General features: G+C 73.7%; 13 protein-coding genes. 10 read left to right on the forward strand and 3 right to left on the reverse strand.

Going from position 1 to position 15,012, the window contains the following annotated elements:
• Positions 1–264: 264 nt before the first annotated feature.
• On the forward strand, positions 265–876 hold the full coding sequence (locus tag ACIQWA_RS36865; RefSeq protein ID WP_402490471.1) for a DivIVA domain-containing protein: 612 nt from the start codon (positions 265–267) through the stop codon (positions 874–876).
• Positions 877–1,052: 176 nt separating this feature from the next.
• Positions 1,053–1,634 carry a hypothetical protein gene (locus tag ACIQWA_RS36870; RefSeq protein WP_402490473.1) on the forward strand — a complete coding sequence of 194 codons (582 nt, stop codon included), beginning with the start codon at positions 1,053–1,055 and terminating at the stop codon, positions 1,632–1,634.
• A 19-nt stretch (positions 1,635–1,653) separates the two neighbouring features.
• On the opposite strand, the gene ACIQWA_RS36875 is transcribed toward ACIQWA_RS36870, so the two are convergent.
• Positions 1,654–2,505: a LysR family transcriptional regulator gene (locus ACIQWA_RS36875; protein WP_402490476.1), complete on the reverse strand. Its 852-nt coding sequence runs from the start codon at positions 2,503–2,505 to the stop codon at positions 1,654–1,656.
• A gap of 95 nt (positions 2,506–2,600) precedes the next feature.
• On the opposite strand from ACIQWA_RS36875, the gene ACIQWA_RS36880 reads away from it, so the two are divergent.
• A complete protein-coding gene (locus ACIQWA_RS36880) occupies positions 2,601–3,332 on the forward strand; it encodes an SDR family oxidoreductase (RefSeq protein ID WP_402490479.1) in 732 nt (243 codons plus the stop codon).
• A 66-nt stretch (positions 3,333–3,398) separates the two neighbouring features.
• Here ACIQWA_RS36880 and ACIQWA_RS36885 read toward each other — a convergent pair whose 3' ends face one another.
• Together ACIQWA_RS36885 and ACIQWA_RS36890 are read right to left on the reverse strand one after the other, a co-directional pair.
• Positions 3,399–4,628 carry a methyltransferase domain-containing protein gene (locus tag ACIQWA_RS36885; RefSeq protein ID WP_402490482.1) on the reverse strand — a complete coding sequence of 410 codons (1,230 nt, stop codon included), beginning with the start codon at positions 4,626–4,628 and terminating at the stop codon, positions 3,399–3,401.
• 316 nt (positions 4,629–4,944) lie between these two features.
• Positions 4,945–5,109, reverse strand: coding sequence for a hypothetical protein (locus ACIQWA_RS36890; RefSeq protein ID WP_402490485.1), 165 nt, complete (start codon positions 5,107–5,109; stop codon positions 4,945–4,947).
• A gap of 302 nt (positions 5,110–5,411) precedes the next feature.
• Here ACIQWA_RS36890 and ACIQWA_RS36895 point away from each other — a divergent pair, with 302 nt between their 5' ends.
• The 7 genes from ACIQWA_RS36895 to ACIQWA_RS36925 all read left to right on the forward strand — a co-directional run bounded on the left by ACIQWA_RS36895 (position 5,412) and on the right by ACIQWA_RS36925 (position 14,732).
• The gene (locus tag ACIQWA_RS36895) at positions 5,412–5,852 is read left to right on the forward strand and encodes a DUF2690 domain-containing protein (RefSeq protein ID WP_360229420.1); all 441 of its coding nucleotides are present in this window, start codon (positions 5,412–5,414) and stop codon (positions 5,850–5,852) included.
• Positions 5,853–5,969: 117 nt separating this feature from the next.
• Positions 5,970–6,707, forward strand: coding sequence for a PIG-L deacetylase family protein (locus ACIQWA_RS36900; protein WP_402490566.1), 738 nt, complete (start codon positions 5,970–5,972; stop codon positions 6,705–6,707).
• 411 nt (positions 6,708–7,118) lie between these two features.
• Entirely contained in the window at positions 7,119–7,625 is a 507-nt protein-coding gene (locus ACIQWA_RS36905; protein ID WP_402490569.1) for a hypothetical protein, read from the forward strand.
• Complete coding sequence (locus tag ACIQWA_RS36910) at positions 7,625–9,052, forward strand: hypothetical protein (protein ID WP_402490488.1); 1,428 nt, start codon at positions 7,625–7,627, stop codon at positions 9,050–9,052. Before ACIQWA_RS36905 ends, ACIQWA_RS36910 begins: the two co-directional genes overlap by 1 nt.
• Before the next feature lie 8 nt (positions 9,053–9,060).
• Complete coding sequence (locus ACIQWA_RS36915) at positions 9,061–10,545, forward strand: VWA domain-containing protein (protein WP_402490490.1); 1,485 nt, start codon at positions 9,061–9,063, stop codon at positions 10,543–10,545.
• 108 nt (positions 10,546–10,653) lie between these two features.
• Positions 10,654–11,769, forward strand: coding sequence for an AAA family ATPase (locus ACIQWA_RS36920; protein WP_402490493.1), 1,116 nt, complete (start codon positions 10,654–10,656; stop codon positions 11,767–11,769).
• On the forward strand, positions 11,766–14,732 hold the full coding sequence (locus ACIQWA_RS36925) for a hypothetical protein (RefSeq protein WP_402490496.1): 2,967 nt from the start codon (positions 11,766–11,768) through the stop codon (positions 14,730–14,732). Before ACIQWA_RS36920 ends, ACIQWA_RS36925 begins: the two co-directional genes overlap by 4 nt.
• Positions 14,733–15,012: the final 280 nt, after the last annotated feature.

Consider the following 15,012-nt stretch of genomic DNA (forward strand, 5'->3'; position numbering starts at 1 on the left):
GGGTTCCCCTTGAGCGTGACCTGAGCCATGAAAAGCCTCCTACCAGCGGTGTACGACTGACAACGCCGACGATCCTACTGCCCGCACCCCGCCCCGACGCGGGGTGACCGAGGAACGGACACCCACCCGCCCGGCGCCGCGGGCGTCGGCCTGGTCCTGTGCCGGTCCTGGTCCTGGTCCTGTTTCCCGGTCCTGGGGCCGGTGGGCGGCTCTGTGCGATGCTGACGGGACGGCAGGCGGCCGGTGGGACAGCGGGAGGGGCGAATGGCCGAGGGCGGCGGGAGCGGGTTCGACGTGGTGCGGCGCGGCTACGAACGCGCGGAGGTGGACGCCTACTTGGCCCTGGCAGCCTCCCAGCGCCCGGACGTTCCGCGTTTCACCATTGCCCGACGCGGCTACGACCGGGCCCAGGTCGACCGCGCGCTGGCCGCCGGACACCCCGCCGACGCCGGTGCTCCTGCCACCGCCGCTGCGACCGCCACCGCTGCGGTGCCGGTGGACGCGGTCGCCCGCCGGGGGTTCGACCTGGTGCGCTGGGGCTACGAGCGGTCCGAGGTGGATGCGTACCTGGCGCCGGCGCCGGCGCCGGCGTCCGTGCCGGGTCGGCGTGCGGGTGGGCCGCGGTTTCGCGTCGTGCGACGCGGTTACGACCCCGCGCAGGTCGACCGGGTAGCGGCGGGCGCGGTGCCGGTGTTCGCCACGGCGTGGCGCGGCTACGACCCGGCCCAGGTGGACGCCCATCTGGCGCAGGCCTCGAACCGGCACCCGGCGGCCGCGGTGTTCGCGGGGTTCGCGGTGGTGCCCCGGGGCTACCGGCGTGCGCAGGTGGACGGCTATCTGGAGGCGTACGGTCCGGGCGCGGTGGCGTCGGCCTGAGGACCGCCGGGCGGGGGCGGGTCGAGAGGTCGGGGTCCTGGCCGGGTGCCGGGGTCATCCGGTGGCCGTCCGCCACCGGCGGTTGCGGAAATTGAGTGACGTTCCGTCAGTTCATCGTGGTCTACTGCGTGCCAGGTTCGTTCGCGCACAAGTCACCCCGAGGAGTGGACTGTTCGATGAGCGCCGTATGCCCGGGTTGCGCCGTCGGGGAGCACGCCCTGCCCGTGCCCGAGGCCCTGGAGGACGTGGCCGCGGCCGCCGTGGACCCACCGGCGGCTGCCCACCTGGCCCCGCCGCCCGCGCCGGGGCCCGCGGCCGTACGGGAGAGTGCGGCGGTGGCCGTACTGGTGGCGCTGGCGGCGCTGTGGCTGCTGCTGGGGGTGCTCGCCATGCTGCGTCCGGAGCCGGACCTGGGCCGTCACGACGACGTCTACCGCGCGGGCTACCTGTTGGGCGGCTTGGTCGGCCCGGCGCTGCTGACGGCCGCGGCCCTGGTGGTGCGCACCGTCTCCCGGCGGCGCGCTCGGCGGCGGGAGGAGGAGCGGCTAAGGGTCCAGCACGCGCGCTGGCAGGACCTGGTGCAGCGGTGGCGGTGCGGCTGGTGGTGCCGGCGCTGCCGGGTGGCGTTCTTCCCGGCCGGTGTGCTGCACCCGGGCAGTCCGCCCTCGCCCGCGCTGGCGGCGCGGCACTATCCGGCCTGGGTGCTGGGCGCCGGTCTCCCGGGGATGTGGGGGGAGAGTGGCCAGGTGTTCTCGTAGTGGGCCAGGCGGATGGGAACTACCGGAGACCGGTCGCAGTCCGGACCAGGTCGGCGACGGCTCTGGACCTAAGGTGCGGCGGCCAGGCGATCACGGTGGTGACCTTCGGCGCGTCCAGCACGGGTACGGCGGCGAGGTCACCGGGGAGTTGGGTTCGGCACGACTCCGGTGAGACCGCGCAGGCACGGCCGAGCGCGACGAGCTGCAACAACTGTGCGTGGTCGCGGACCTGCGGCCCGGGGCCGGGTGGGTAGCTGCCGTCGGGGCCGGGCCAGCGCGGCAGGGGCAGGCCGGGCAGCCCGGTGATGTCGGCCATGTGCACATGGCGCCGGACGGTGAGCGGATGCCCGGCCGGGAGGACCACCACCTGGCCCTCCGTGCTGAGTTCTTCGGTGTGGAACCCGGCCGTCGAGTCGAAGGGCCGGTGCAGCAGCGCCACGTCGGCCCGGCCCTGGCGCAGGAGTCGTTCCTGCTCGCCCGGGCCGCACAGGATGACGTCGACGGGGACCGCGCCGGGTTCGGCGGCGTACGAGTCCAGGAGTTCCGCCAGCAGTTCGCGGGACGCGCTGGCCTTGGTAACCAATACCAGGCCGGGACGGCCGGTCGGGGGAAGGGCGGCGCGACGGGTCCGGCGCTCGGCCGCTTCGACCGCGTCGAGGGCCGCCCGGCCCTCGGCCAGCAGCACCGCGCCGGCTTCGGTCAGCGTGACGCTGCGGCTGGTCCGATCCAGCAGCGTTGCCCCGAGTCGGCGTTCGAGCTGCTGGATCGCCCGCGACAGGGGCGGCTGTGCGATCCCGAGCCGCTGCGCGGCCCGCCCGAAGTTCAACTCCTCGGCGACAGCGACGAAGTAGCGCAGTTCCCTGGTCTCCATCCGGCCACGGTACTCCGGATCGATACCTGACAGGTATCGTTGCCCACCCGATCGGTCTTGGACCCCCGCCGGGGTCCGGGAGCAGCATGGTCTCCATGAGCGAACGAACGACTGCGCTGGTCACCGGCGCGAACAAGGGAATCGGCTACGAGATCGCCGCAGGCCTGGGCGCCCTCGGCTGGAGCGTCGGCGTCGGCGCCCGTGACGACAAGCGTCGCCAGGCCGCGGTGGAGCGACTGCGCGCGGCCGGCGTCGACGCGTTCGGCGTACCGCTGGACGTGACCGACGACGCGAGCGCGACAGCCGCCGCACAACTGATCGAGGAACAGGCCGGGCGCCTCGACGTGCTCGTCAACAACGCCGCCATCACCGGCGGCATGCCCCAGGAGCCCACCCGCGTCGACCTCGCCACCATCCGCACGGTCGTGGAGACCAACGTCATCGGCGTCATCCGCGTCACCAATGCGATGCTGCCGCTGCTGCGCCGCTCTGCCTCACCGCGGATCGTGAACATGTCCAGCAGTGTCGGCTCCCTCACCCGGCAGTCCGGGACCGGCGGTGAGCTGACCACGGGGCCGGTGGCCGTGGCGTACTCGCCCTCGAAGACGTTCCTGAACGCCGTCACCGTCCAGTACGCCCGGGAGCTGAGCGGCACGAACATCCTGATCAACGCGGGCTGCCCCGGCTACGTCGCGACCGACCTCAACGGCTTCCGGGGCGTGCGCACCCCCGAACAGGGCGCGGCCATCGCCATCAAGCTCGCGACCCTGCCCGACGACGGCCCGACGGGCCAGTTCTTCGAGGACGCCGGTGTAGTGCCCTGGTGATGTGCACGGCGGTCATCACCCCTGCGCAGCCACCAGGGTGGAGGCCGCTTCGGCCGCGCGCGCCGATCAGTGTCCGGCCGGTGTCGACCGCCCTGCCGGTGCCGACCCTCCGGCCGGTGCCGGTGCCGGTGCCGGTGCCGGTGCCGACCGTCCGATCGGCCAACGCGGTCCGTCCGGGCCGCCCTGCCACGCCCACTGGGAGTCGGGGGTGACGGTGATGCCGTAGTCGTACCGGTCCGGGCGGCCGACTTCCTCCCACTCGGACCGGGCGGCCGTCACCTCGTCGCCGATGCGGCGCGGCCCGCCCTGGTACAGCAGCACGGAGCCGTCGCCGCGCGCGGTGAACGCGGCCCACGACCGGTCGCCGTCGTGGACCCAGGCGTTGACGCCGTCCTCGTCCCGGTCGGTGAGCAGCGTCGCGTCCGGTACGGCCACGCGCAGGGCGAAGCGCAGGTCCCAGTCGCTCTCCAACGGGCCGAGGTCGTACGCCGGCAGCAGGCGCTCCGTGTCCGGTTCGGCCGTGCCGCGCACCGCGGTGTAGGCGGCGTGGCCGACCGGTCCCGGGGCGGGGGCGGTGCGGTCGGCCATGAACTGGGCGAGGCCCTGGACCCAGCCGGTCGCGCTCTTGCCGTCGTCGGCGACGGTGAGGGCGACGTGCCCCAACAGGCCCCAGGGGTAGACGATCCGGCCGCCCGGCCGTACCGCCTTCACCCAGGCCCACGGGACGGCCTCCACCGCGTAGGTGGCGTGGATCCGGTCGACCGGCACCCCGCCGGGCACCCCGCCGCCGGTCGCGTCGCCGGTCACCACCTCGACGATGAGGCCGGCGGCCGCCAGGCGTCGGCGGGCGGCGGCGGCCAGGCGCTCGTCCAACTCGCTGGAGACCACCAGCCCGGGACCGACCCGCCACGCGGCCAGTGCCGCCGTCCACCCCTGCCCGGTGCCGATGTCCCACACCCGGTGGCCGGGCTCCGGGCGGAGGCTGTCCAGCATGTCCGCCACGACGGACGGCGCCGACAGCGACGAGGACGGCAGGCCGCCGTGGACCTGGGTGACGGCCGCGTCGTGGACGCCGGCGAACAGTTCGTCCGCCCAGCCCCGCCGGTCCGTCGTACGGTCGAGCGGAACGTAGGCCCGGCCGTCCCAGCGCCACAGCCGGTCCGGTGCGAACCGGTCCCGCGGCACCGCCGCCATGGCCTCGCGCACCCACGGGGACGCGGCCGGCCACGCCCCGTCGCGCTCCATCACCGCGTCCAGGCGCGTCCGGCGGCCCGTCAGGTCCTCGTCGTCCGGCATCGTGCCCTACTTGCGCCGCGTGCCGGTGCCGGGGGGAGGGGGCGGGACCTGCCCGTCCCGGTTCCCGGGCGGCGGGGTTCCCGTTCCGGGGTCCGGCGCCGGCTTCTCGTGCTTGCCCATGCGGTTTCCCTTCGGTCGCGGAGGGGACACGGTCGGCCGCTCATCCTGGCCCACCCCGGTGCCGCACGGTAGTGGGCGCGCGGGAGCGCCCACGGGGCGCGCGCCACGGCGCCGCGCCCGCCACGGGCCCCTCGTTCGCCCCGGAAGGGGGGTTCCGGCCGGCCCGTTCGGCGTCCCTGTCCGTGGGCTTCCGAGGTCAGAAGAGGGTGGGCTCGGCCCCGCCGAGTCCCGGAAGGGCGTCCTGCCAGTTGACGGCGTCGGCCAGCGGCACCTGCCTCATGCTGCCTTCGCAGAGGATGAGGGAGCGACGGTCCCGCTTGTGGTCATGGATCACGCCGTAGCCGGCACGGCGGGTCGGCATGAGGGCTACCGGCCGCTCGCAGGCCGGGCATTGAACTCTCGGGGCACGCATACGCACAGGTTGCCCGGTACCACTGACATCGACCAGGTCGCGCGGATGCGGGCAGAGGTCCTCCTCGTCCTCCTCCTCGTCCTCTTCCCGTCACCGGCGGCGGACCGGCGTTCCCGAGCGGTCAATGCTGCCGCGCGATGTCCCCGTTCGAGTGAATGACCGAAGTCCCCTGCTCGGACAGGGCGATGTCGGCAGTACTCAGAGGGATGACGAGCAGCCCCTCCCGGTGCTGCCTGTGGAAAGGACGGACAATGCGCGTATCACGTGCGGCCCTTGCCCTGGTTCTCGCAACCGCCACGGCGCTGCTACCGCCCCTGTTGGCGCCCGCCCCGGCAGTCGCCGCCGAGACCTGTCACGGCAACGCCTGCGACGGCCTGAGCCCGAAGGCGACGGGCTGCGCGGCGGACGCGCAGACGATTCCCGGCACCGCGGTCCCTCCGGGACATGCCGAGGCTGTGCACGCGTGGTTGCGCTATTCCAAGAAGTGCCATGCCGTCTGGGCACAGGCCGACCAGTCGAACGGCTGGGGCTTCCGACTGCAGACCAGCAAGGTCTCCTACGACGGGACGACCGTCATGTCAGGCCCGACCTACACCGCCATGAGCGGCGCGGACCAGCGCCACCGCGTCGGCCTCCAGGACGCCGGCGACGGCCAGTGGACGTACGGAGCCTGGCGCACGGGCGGTGTGTGACCACCCGTCCCGAAGCCCCGTCGTGCCACGACTGGCGGGGCCCGACCGGGTCCAACGCCGCAACCCGGTCGGGAGGATTCCGTGCCGCTGCCCCGCCTGCCCAGCCTGCTCGCCGTGATGGCGCACCCCGACGACGAGTCGCTCGTGGCCGGGGGCGTACTCGCACAGCACGCGGCTGCCGGAGCCCGGACCACCGTCGTCACCGCGACCTGGGCACAAGGGACGCAGCGCGCACGGGAGTTGGCCGAGGCGGCCCGGCTCCTCGGAGCGGGCGAGCCCCGGCTGCTCGGATGGGCCGACCACCGCGTCCCCGCGTCAGCCCCCGGGCGGACGCGGCTGTGCGACGTGCCGCTGGACGTGGTGGTCGGACAACTCGTCAGGATCCTGCGCGAGGTACGGCCCGAGATCGTCGTCACGCACGACTCCCACGGCGGACTCACCGGACACCCCGATCACGTGCACACCCACCGCGCCACCCTGCTCGCCGTCCAGGCGGCCGCACTCCGGCATGCCTACCCCGATGCCGGCGCCCCCTGGCAGCCCCGCGCCCTCTACTGCGCGACCCACCCGGACTCCGCCGTCGGCGACCTGGGCCCGCTGCTGACCGGGGTGAGCAAGTCGGTCCTCAGCGTTCCCGACGAGCACATCACCGCGACCGTCGACGTCCGCCCCTGGCTGACCCAGAAATGGTCCGCGGTGCTCGCCCACGCGAGCCAGGTCGGCCGGGAACGCCCGCTGCCGGGCCTGCTGTCCCGCCTGAGCCCGGACGCCCGAGAACGGATCATCGCCACCGAGTACTTCACCCGCCTCGACCTCCGCCCCACGCCGGGAACGCTCCACGAGCTGACACCCTGACCGGGCCTGCCCTGACGCTCCGCCGGGACCAGCCCCAGACGCCCGCCAGCAGGCCCGGACACCCGAACGGGGTTCGGGGCGAGAACCGCGTGACCTCCGCAGAACGCAGCACCGAATCCGCCGAACCACAGCGCTGACCCCCGCAGGTGCGGGGAGGGGCCCTTCGAACTGCAGCGATGGAGTGGCTTCGCCCTGTTCCTGGCCGATGGCCCCGTAGCCATCGTTCGTGAACCGCAGGGGTGTTGAGGCGTCAAGGAGCGATGGACATCGTGCCACGGGGGCGTGTCTGCGGACCGGGAGAGCGTCCGGCGGGCCCGTTTGTCGGTGGTGACCACTACGTTCATCACCACAAGCGCCGCCGCCGTGTTGCGGCGCGCTGTCCCCCCCAAACCCATTGGAGATGGTGTGCTTCTGCCTGCCTGGGAAGGTTCGAGTACGGTCCGGGTGGTTCCGCCCGCCCGGCCCCGCAAGCTCGCCAAGGTGCCGTTCGTGCAGTTGGCGGACGGTCGCTTGCAGGGTGTCGTGTCCAGCGGCTCGGACATCGGCCGGGTCTACGTGTCGGCCGTCGAGGCCGGTTCCTTCGCGTTCTCGTGCAGCACCAACAACAACCGTCCCTGCGGCGGCGCCCGGGGCAGCTACTGCAAGCACCTGGAGGCGCTGGTCGGCGAGGCCGTGGTGCAGTTCGGCGGCGACCGCGTCGCCCGTTACCTGCGGGTGGACACCGGTACGGCGGAGGCCACCGCCCCGGTCATCACCGGTGCCATGACCGCCACCCGTCCGGCGAAGGCCGCCGAGTCCCCTGCGGCGGCGGTGTTCACCCGGTTCCTGAACCACCTGGAGTACCTGGAGTTCGAGCCGGTGACCACTCCGCTGCCGGACATGCACTGGTTCCCGACCACGCGGACGGCGGTGGCGTGATGCGCACCGACCTCCTCCACGCACCGGTCGACGGCCTCGACGAGGCGCTCGCCGTCGTCGACGCCTTCGACCGGGCGATGTCCGACGGTCTGATGAGGCCTCGGCCCGCCCAGGCGCAGGCGCTGGCCGAGCTCGCCGGGGCCGTCGCGGACTCGCCGCTGGCCGCTCTCGTCGCCGAGGCCGCCGAGAAGGCGGCCGCCGGCACCGCGGACGAGCACCACCTGCTCGCCCTGGCCGCCGCCCGCACCGCTCTGCTCGGCGCGGCCCACGACGCCCTCCACGGCGTGGTGGCCGAGGCGACCGGCCGCCCCACCGCCCCGTGGACGGTGCCCGCCGCGGGCCCGGCCGGTTCGTCGAACGTGCTCACCGCCGCCCGTGCCTGGCTGGCGGACCTGGCCCGGGCCGGCTGGCTCGGCATGGACCACGACCTCGTGTCGGCCTCGGCGCAGGTCGTCTCCGCGATGCTCCCGGATCCGCGGCTGCGCCGCTTGGCAGTGCTGCTGGACGGGTTCGCGGGCGAACTCGCCGCCTCCTGCCCGGGAGCGAGCCTGGAACGCGTGCCGGTCCGCCGCTGGGCCGACCTGGGGTCGCGGGCGGTGCTGCTGACGACTCCCGGTGCGTGCTCCGTCCCTGACCCGCAGCCGGTCAGCGGACGGCTGCTGCCGCTCGGTGTCGACCTGCACGAGCACGCGACGGCCGCGCAGGCCCAGGTCCATGCCGTGTTCGAGCCGGCGGACGGTTCGGTTCCCCGCCTGGTCCGGGCGTCGGTGTCGGTCCCGAAGCCGGACAGCGTTCTGGGCGCCGGGGTCTGGCAGTTGCTGCGGCCCCGGATGTCGCTCCTCGCGGCGGCGGGGGAGGGCCGCGCGATGACGGTGACGGACATGCCGCTCACCGCCGAGGGCGACCTGCTGTGGAGCGACGACCTCGCCCGCACCGCGGCCGAGGCCGACCCGTTCGCCACCGCCCGGGTCGTGCTGCCCACTGCCATGGGCGCGCCGGTCGCGCCGCTGGAGCGCCACCCGGTCCGCCTGGCCGAACCGGTCTTCCTGGAGGGCTACACCGTCCGGCAGCAGGACGACGGGGCGCAGGACGGGGCGCGGGACGAGGCGCGGGACGGGATGCTGACCTTCGACCTGGCCGGCCACCCGCTCGCCGTCGACACCGACCGCATCCCGGCGGCCGGCCCGCTCACGCCGCAGGCGGTGGCGGCGTCCACCGCGTGCATCGGCCTGCTGCGCTGGGACGCCGGGGCCTTCGTCCTCCAGCCGCTCGCCGTCGAAACCACCGTCAAGCGCCGGACGGTGGGCCTGTACGCCGGTGCGTGGGCGGGCGGCACCACCGACAAGAGCGGCGCCAAGGCCGAGGCCGTCGCCACCGAGACGGTGACCGTGCTGCGCGAGCGCGCCGGCAAGCTGCTGCGGAAGTGACCGGACCCATGACCACCACCAGCACCATCTCCACGACCACCATCTTCACGACCACCACTGACGCGAACGGCGTTCCCCTCGCGGACCCCGAGGGGAACCGCCGACAGGTGCTGTACTGGCAGCTGCTGGCGCGCCTGTTCGACCCGGCGGAGCAGCCCGCCCTGGAGACGGCGAGCCTGGCCGTCGTCGAGGACCTGGGCCTGCCCGCGGGCCTGCTGGACCCCCGTACGTCCGTCGATTCGCTCGTCCAGCGCCACCCCGGCCTGGCAGCGGAGTTCGACGGCCTCCTGGCACCCGATGCCGACACCGACGCCGGGGCCGACGCCGACGCCGATGTTGCCGCCCCCGCCGGGGCCCGCGACCGGGCCGCCGAGGTACGGCGCGCGGCCCTGTACTCCAAGATCCTCCTCAACGCCCTTGCCACCGGCTCCGGCACGGTGACCGCGGGCCGGCTCTCCCGCTGGCAGTCCGACGCGGGATGGCTGGAGCGCGCCCTCGGCTGCAAGCCCGGAGAGCTGCGCGCCGGCCGCCACGCCGGTCGCCACGCCGGCACCGGCATACCCACCGGCACCACCGGCACTCCGGACCTGTCCACGCTGATCCCCGTGATCGGCCCCGAACTCGCCGCCATCGAGGCCGACCTGGTCAAGCGGATGCGCCTGCGTGAGGTCCTCGCGGACAGCAAGCTCGCCTCCCGCCTGACCCCGAGCATGTCGCTGATCGAGCAACTGCTGCACGACAAGGGCAACCTCGACGGCACCGCGCTCGCCAACGCCAAGGCCTTGATCCGCCGGTTCGTCGACGAAGTCGCCGAGGTGCTGCGCACCCAGGTCGAGAAGGCCACGGTGGGGGAGCTCGACCGCTCGGTGGCGCCGAAGCGGGTGTGGCGCAACCTCGACCTCAAGCGCACGGTCGAGAAGAACCTCGTCAACTGGAGCCCCGAGGACGAGCGGCTCTACGTCGACCGGCTCTACTACCGGCACACCACCCGCAAGACGACGCCGCAGCGCCTGATCGTGGTCGTGGACCAGTCCGGCTCGATGGTCGACTCCATGGTCAACTGCACCATCCTCGCCTCGATCTTCGCCGGCCTGCCCAAGGTCGACGTGCACCTGGTGGCCTACGACACCCGTGCCGTGGACCTCACCCCGTGGGTCCACGACCCGTTCGAGACGCTGCTGCGCACCCAGCTCGGCGGCGGCACCGACGGCACGGTCGCCATGGCCCTCGCCCAGCCGAAGATCGCCGAGCCGAGCAACACCGTCGTCGTGTGGATCTCCGACTTCTACGAGTGGCGCGGCGAGGAGCTGTTCGCGCAGATGGCCGCCGTGCACCGCTCCGGTGCGAAGTTCATCCCGGTCGGTTCGGTCACCAGCTCGGGCCGGGGCAGCGTCAACCCGTGGTTCCGCACGCGGTTCAAGGACCAGGGCACCCCGGTGATCTCCGGCCACATCAGCAAGCTGGTCCACGAGCTCAAGACCTTCCTCACCTGACCCGGCGCCCCGCCCAGCCCCGCACCCACGTCACGCCCGAAGCCACAAATCCCCAAATCCCCGAACCCCCGAATCCCCAACCCCGTGCCGCAGAAAGGCTCCTGCCCGATGTCCGACATGCTCCGCGCCCCCGCCGAGACCAAGTACGCCGACGAGCTGGACTACCTGGAGTCGGTCGACTCCGGCCCGAAGCCGTCCACCTGGCGGCTGTCCCCGAAGATGATCCGCACCTTCGTCCTCGGCTCCGAGCCCTCCGACGGCCTGGAGCGCGAGGTGGCCCAGAAGTGGTTCGGCGAGCGCAGCGTGGTCGAGCGGGCGATCGTCACGCTCGCCTCCGACCGCGGCCTGCTGCTGCTCGGTGACCCCGGCACCGGCAAGAGCTGGCTCGCCGAACTGCTGGCCGCCGCCGTGTGCCGCAACTCCACCCAGGTCGTGCAGGGCACCGCCGGCACCACCGAGGACCACATCAAGTACTCCTGGAACGTGTCCATGGTGATCGCCAAGGGCCAGTCGCGCGCGTCGATGATCCCCTCGCCGATCATGACCGCGATGGAGACCGGCACGATCGGACGCTTCGAGGAGCTCACCCGCTCCACCAGCGACGTCCAGGACGCGCTGATCTCCATCCTCTCCGAGAAGTACGTGTCGGTGCCCGAGTTGAAGGGCGAGGACGGCACCGTGTTCGCCAAGCCCGGCTTCGCAGTGATCGCCACCGCCAACAGCCGCGACCGCGGCGTCAACGACCTGTCGTCGGCGCTCAAGCGGCGCTTCAACTTCGTCCAGATCCCGGTGGTGACGGACAAGCGGAGCGAGGCGGAGATCGTCCGCTTCCGCACCGAGGAACTGCTGCGCCGCCACCAGATCGAACTGGACGTGCCGCCCACCCTGCTGGACGTACTGCTGCGCTCCTTCGAGGACCTGCGCGCCGTCGCGACGGCGGCGGGCAGCGACGACGAGCGACTGGAGTCGGCCCTGTCCACCGCCGAGCAGATCGGCGTGCTGGAGGACGCCATCCTCCACAGCAACTTCTTCGGCGAGCGCGCGCTCACCGCCCACGCCCTCGGCTCCTCCCTGGTCTCCTCGCTCAGCCGCCGCGCGCCCGAGGACACCAGCATCCTCACCAAGTACCTGGCCAACACCGTCCACCACCGCAGCGAGCAGGAGGGCGGCGAGTGGCCGCAGTTCCTCGCCGCCGGCCTGGAGACCCTCAAGGCGCTCGCATGAGCCGCGCCACCACCCGGGTGCCCGCCCTCGGCGGGCAGCCCGGCCCCGAGACCGTCGAGGCCTTCGACGCGCTTCGCGCCCAACTCGACGCAGCCGCAGCCGAGTTCGCCGAAGGACCGGGTGCCCTGGACGGCATCCTCCACGGCCTGGTGAGCGACGTCGAGCGCGCCCTGCGCGAGCCGCTGGAGATCTTCCCGGTCTGCCACCACTCGCCCGCCTCCGCCACCGCCATGGCCCGCCACCTGCGGGCCCGGCAGCCGAGGACGGTCTTCCTCGAACTGTGCGAGGACATGGCCCCGTTGCTCACCGAGCTGCGCAACTGCCGCCTGCCGGTGGCGGTCCAGGCCTTCGCCACCCGCATCGACGGGTTCCCCGCCGACTGGGCACCGCTGTCCGTCGTCGCGCCGATCACCGAGGCCTCCGCCGAGTACCAGGCCATCGCGTACGCGCTGGAGACGCCCGGCGTGGACCTGGTCCTGGTCGACCGGTCCTCGGACCACGTCTTCCAGTGGCAGGCCCGCCGAAACACCCCCGCCGCCCCGGGCGCGACCCCCGCCGTCCCGGATGCGACCCCCGCCGCCCCGGGCGCGACCCCCGCCGCCCCGGGCGCGACCCCCGCCACCCCGGGCACGACCCCCGCCGGGACGGGCGCGACCCCCGCCGAGGAGGCCGCACTGCACGGCGACGCGGTCGGCGTCGAACTCGGCGACCTACGGCCCCGCTTCGCCGACCTCGAACGGCACCTGCTGCGGCACGGCAAGGTGCGGCACTGGTCGGAGTGGTGGCACCAGTACGTCGAGGGGCCGCTCGGCGACGCCGACCACGACACCTACCGGCAGGTCATGTTCCTGATCGGCAGCCTCTTCCGCCGCCTGGCACCCGGCGACGCCGACCGGGTGCGGGTGGACGAGGACCGCGAGCGGTACATGTGGACCCGCATCCGCGAGCACCTGGCCGCCACCGGCGCCGACCCGGCGCAGAGCGTCTACATCTGCGGCGCCTTCCACGCCGCCAGCCGGGTCGAGGAGTTCGGCCTGCACGGCTCCGACACCTTCGTCGTGCCCCCGCGCACCGCCACCGAGTGGCAGTACGGCCTGATCCCCTCCAGCCACACCGCCATCGAGACGCAGTTCGGCCTCGAAGGCGGGGCGGTGTCGATCGCCGCGGCCCAGTGGGAGAAGAACCTCGAGCGCACCCAGGTCCAGCCCTACCGGCTCAAGGGCCAGGCCGGCGCCGGTGCCAAGGCCCCCCGCGCCCGCAAGGCGGCCACCCGCGCCCGCAAGCCCGTCGCCCTCGCCCCCGTCGCCGAGGCCGACAGCACCGACAGCGCCGACAGCGCCGACCGGCTATCCGGGTTCCTGCAGCGCCCGCCCGTCCTGGACCGGCTGGACCAGGAGGAACTGCTCGGCTGGTCCGTGGAGATCGTGCGCGCGGCCCGCCGCAACGGCTACCTCGCCTCCACCGCCGACGCCATCGCCGTGTACGAGACGTCCATCCTCCTCGCCGGCCTGCGCGACCGCGCCCGCCCGACCCCGTACGACTTCCAGGACGCGGCCGTCACCTGCATCGAGAAGGACACCGTGCCCGGCCGGCGCGACGTCCGCCGCCTGGTCGAGATCATGATGGGCGGCGACCGGATCGGCCAGGTCGGCTACGAGTCGCTGCCCCCGCTGGCCCGCGACGTCCACGACCGCCTCGCCCCGCTCGGCCTCAACCTCCAGGCCCGCGGCGTCAAACGCGCGCTGCTGGACATCAAGTCCCAGCCCGACCTGCGCCCCTGCTCCGATGTGCTCTGGATGCTGCGCCACCTGATCCCCGACGCCGCCCGCCCGATCATGGGCGAGCGCACCCTCGGCGACGAACCCAAGCAGGAGTCCTGGGACCTCTCGCTCGGCACCCACCAGCGCGCCCTGATCGAGCTCGGCTACGAAGGCGTCACCCTCGAACAGGTCCTCGAGCAGCGCCTGCGCCGCGAGGCCACCGCCCCGCAGGCCGACGCCGCCGTCGTCCTGCGGACCGTGGAGGACGCCACCCGGTACCTCGGCAGTCGGCGGCTCGCCGACGAACTCGGCGCCCGCGCCCTCCAGGTGCTCACCACCGAGCGCAGCGTCGACGGCGCCCCCGAGGTGCTGCGCCGGGTACGGAGACTGCTGGCCTTCTACCGCACCAGCGAGCCGGTCCTGCCGCGCTGGATCGAACGTTTCGCCGAGGCCGGGTACGCCCACTACTGCGCCCTGCTGCCCACCGCGTTCACCGACGAGACGGCGACGGCGCGCCAGGTCGCGGCGATGCTGAGCTTCCTGTTCAGCATGGAGGGCCTGGCCCTGTCGCTGGGTGGCGACCGCGCCCAACTGGAGCTCGCCGTCGCCCGGTCCGACCCGCAGGACCAGTCCAAGCGCGCCCTGCTGTGGGCCGCGCAGGTCCAACTCGGCCACCTCACCCGCCAGGAGCTGCGCGAGCGCTGCGACGGACTGCTCGGCAACCCGCTGCTGCTGCCCGCCTACCCGCGCTACCTCAGCGGGCTGCTCCACGCGCTGGAGCCGGTCCCCAGCCTGGTCGACCTCGTCGTCGAGGCCGTCTCCCAGGCCTTCGCCCGCCTGCCCGACCCGGTCCTGCTGCCCTGGCTGCCGATCCTCATCACCACCCTGCGCAGCGGCGGCGCCGAGCTTGCCCCGAAGCTCACCAAGGAAGCCGGACGGATCTTCCCCGGCCGACTCGCCGAACTGGACGCCTGGGTGCCGCCGTGGCTCGCACCGGCGCCCCAGCCGGCCCGGCCCGGCAGCAGCACCGCCGGACGGGGATCCGCCCTGCTCGCGGCACACCCCGCCACCTGCGACGCGCTCGCCGGCCTCCTGGACTGCGACGGGCCCTGGACGGCGCCGCACACCCCGGCGGGTTCGGCGCTGCTAGGCCGGCACCCCGAGACGGGCGGCGCCCTGGCGTCCCTGCTCGGCGCCGCCTGAGCGGAGCGCGAGCGGGCCGCGCGTGCGCCGTGGCCCGTCGGGCCTGTCCTGGGACTCGGCCCTGCCTCGGCACCCGGCCCTGTCCTGACACTCGGTCAGGACAGGGCCGACGGGCGCCTCCGGGGTGGCCGTGGTCATGCGCAGGGCCGAGCGCCCCGTCTACCGTGACCCGGAAACCGGCTTCGAGCGGCACAACGTGTCGGCGGCCCCGGGTGCGGGACGATCCGAGATGATCGTCCACCACCTCCCCGCGCACGTCTCCACCGGACTGCTGCCCGCC

The organism is Kitasatospora sp. NPDC098652, from assembly GCF_044760155.1.
Lineage (GTDB): Bacteria > Actinomycetota > Actinomycetes > Streptomycetales > Streptomycetaceae > Kitasatospora.

Bases quoted from the DNA above. Each gene is read 5' to 3' on its own strand.
- ACIQWA_RS36865 (WP_402490471.1), top strand. From the start codon at position 265: ATGGCCGAGGGCGGCGGGAGCGGGTTCGACGTGGTGCGGCGCGGCTAC.
- ACIQWA_RS36870 (WP_402490473.1), top strand. From the start codon at position 1,053: ATGAGCGCCGTATGCCCGGGTTGCGCCGTCGGGGAGCACGCCCTGCCC.
- ACIQWA_RS36875 (WP_402490476.1), bottom strand. From the start codon at position 2,505: ATGGAGACCAGGGAACTGCGCTACTTCGTCGCTGTCGCCGAGGAGTTG.
- ACIQWA_RS36880 (WP_402490479.1), top strand. From the start codon at position 2,601: ATGAGCGAACGAACGACTGCGCTGGTCACCGGCGCGAACAAGGGAATC.
- ACIQWA_RS36885 (WP_402490482.1), bottom strand. From the start codon at position 4,628: ATGCCGGACGACGAGGACCTGACGGGCCGCCGGACGCGCCTGGACGCG.
- ACIQWA_RS36890 (WP_402490485.1), bottom strand. From the start codon at position 5,109: ATGCCGACCCGCCGTGCCGGCTACGGCGTGATCCATGACCACAAGCGG.
- ACIQWA_RS36895 (WP_360229420.1), top strand. From the start codon at position 5,412: ATGCGCGTATCACGTGCGGCCCTTGCCCTGGTTCTCGCAACCGCCACG.
- ACIQWA_RS36900 (WP_402490566.1), top strand. From the start codon at position 5,970: ATGGCGCACCCCGACGACGAGTCGCTCGTGGCCGGGGGCGTACTCGCA.
- ACIQWA_RS36910 (WP_402490488.1), top strand. From the start codon at position 7,625: ATGCGCACCGACCTCCTCCACGCACCGGTCGACGGCCTCGACGAGGCG.
- ACIQWA_RS36915 (WP_402490490.1), top strand. From the start codon at position 9,061: ATGACCACCACCAGCACCATCTCCACGACCACCATCTTCACGACCACC.
- ACIQWA_RS36920 (WP_402490493.1), top strand. From the start codon at position 10,654: ATGTCCGACATGCTCCGCGCCCCCGCCGAGACCAAGTACGCCGACGAG.
- ACIQWA_RS36925 (WP_402490496.1), top strand. From the start codon at position 11,766: ATGAGCCGCGCCACCACCCGGGTGCCCGCCCTCGGCGGGCAGCCCGGC.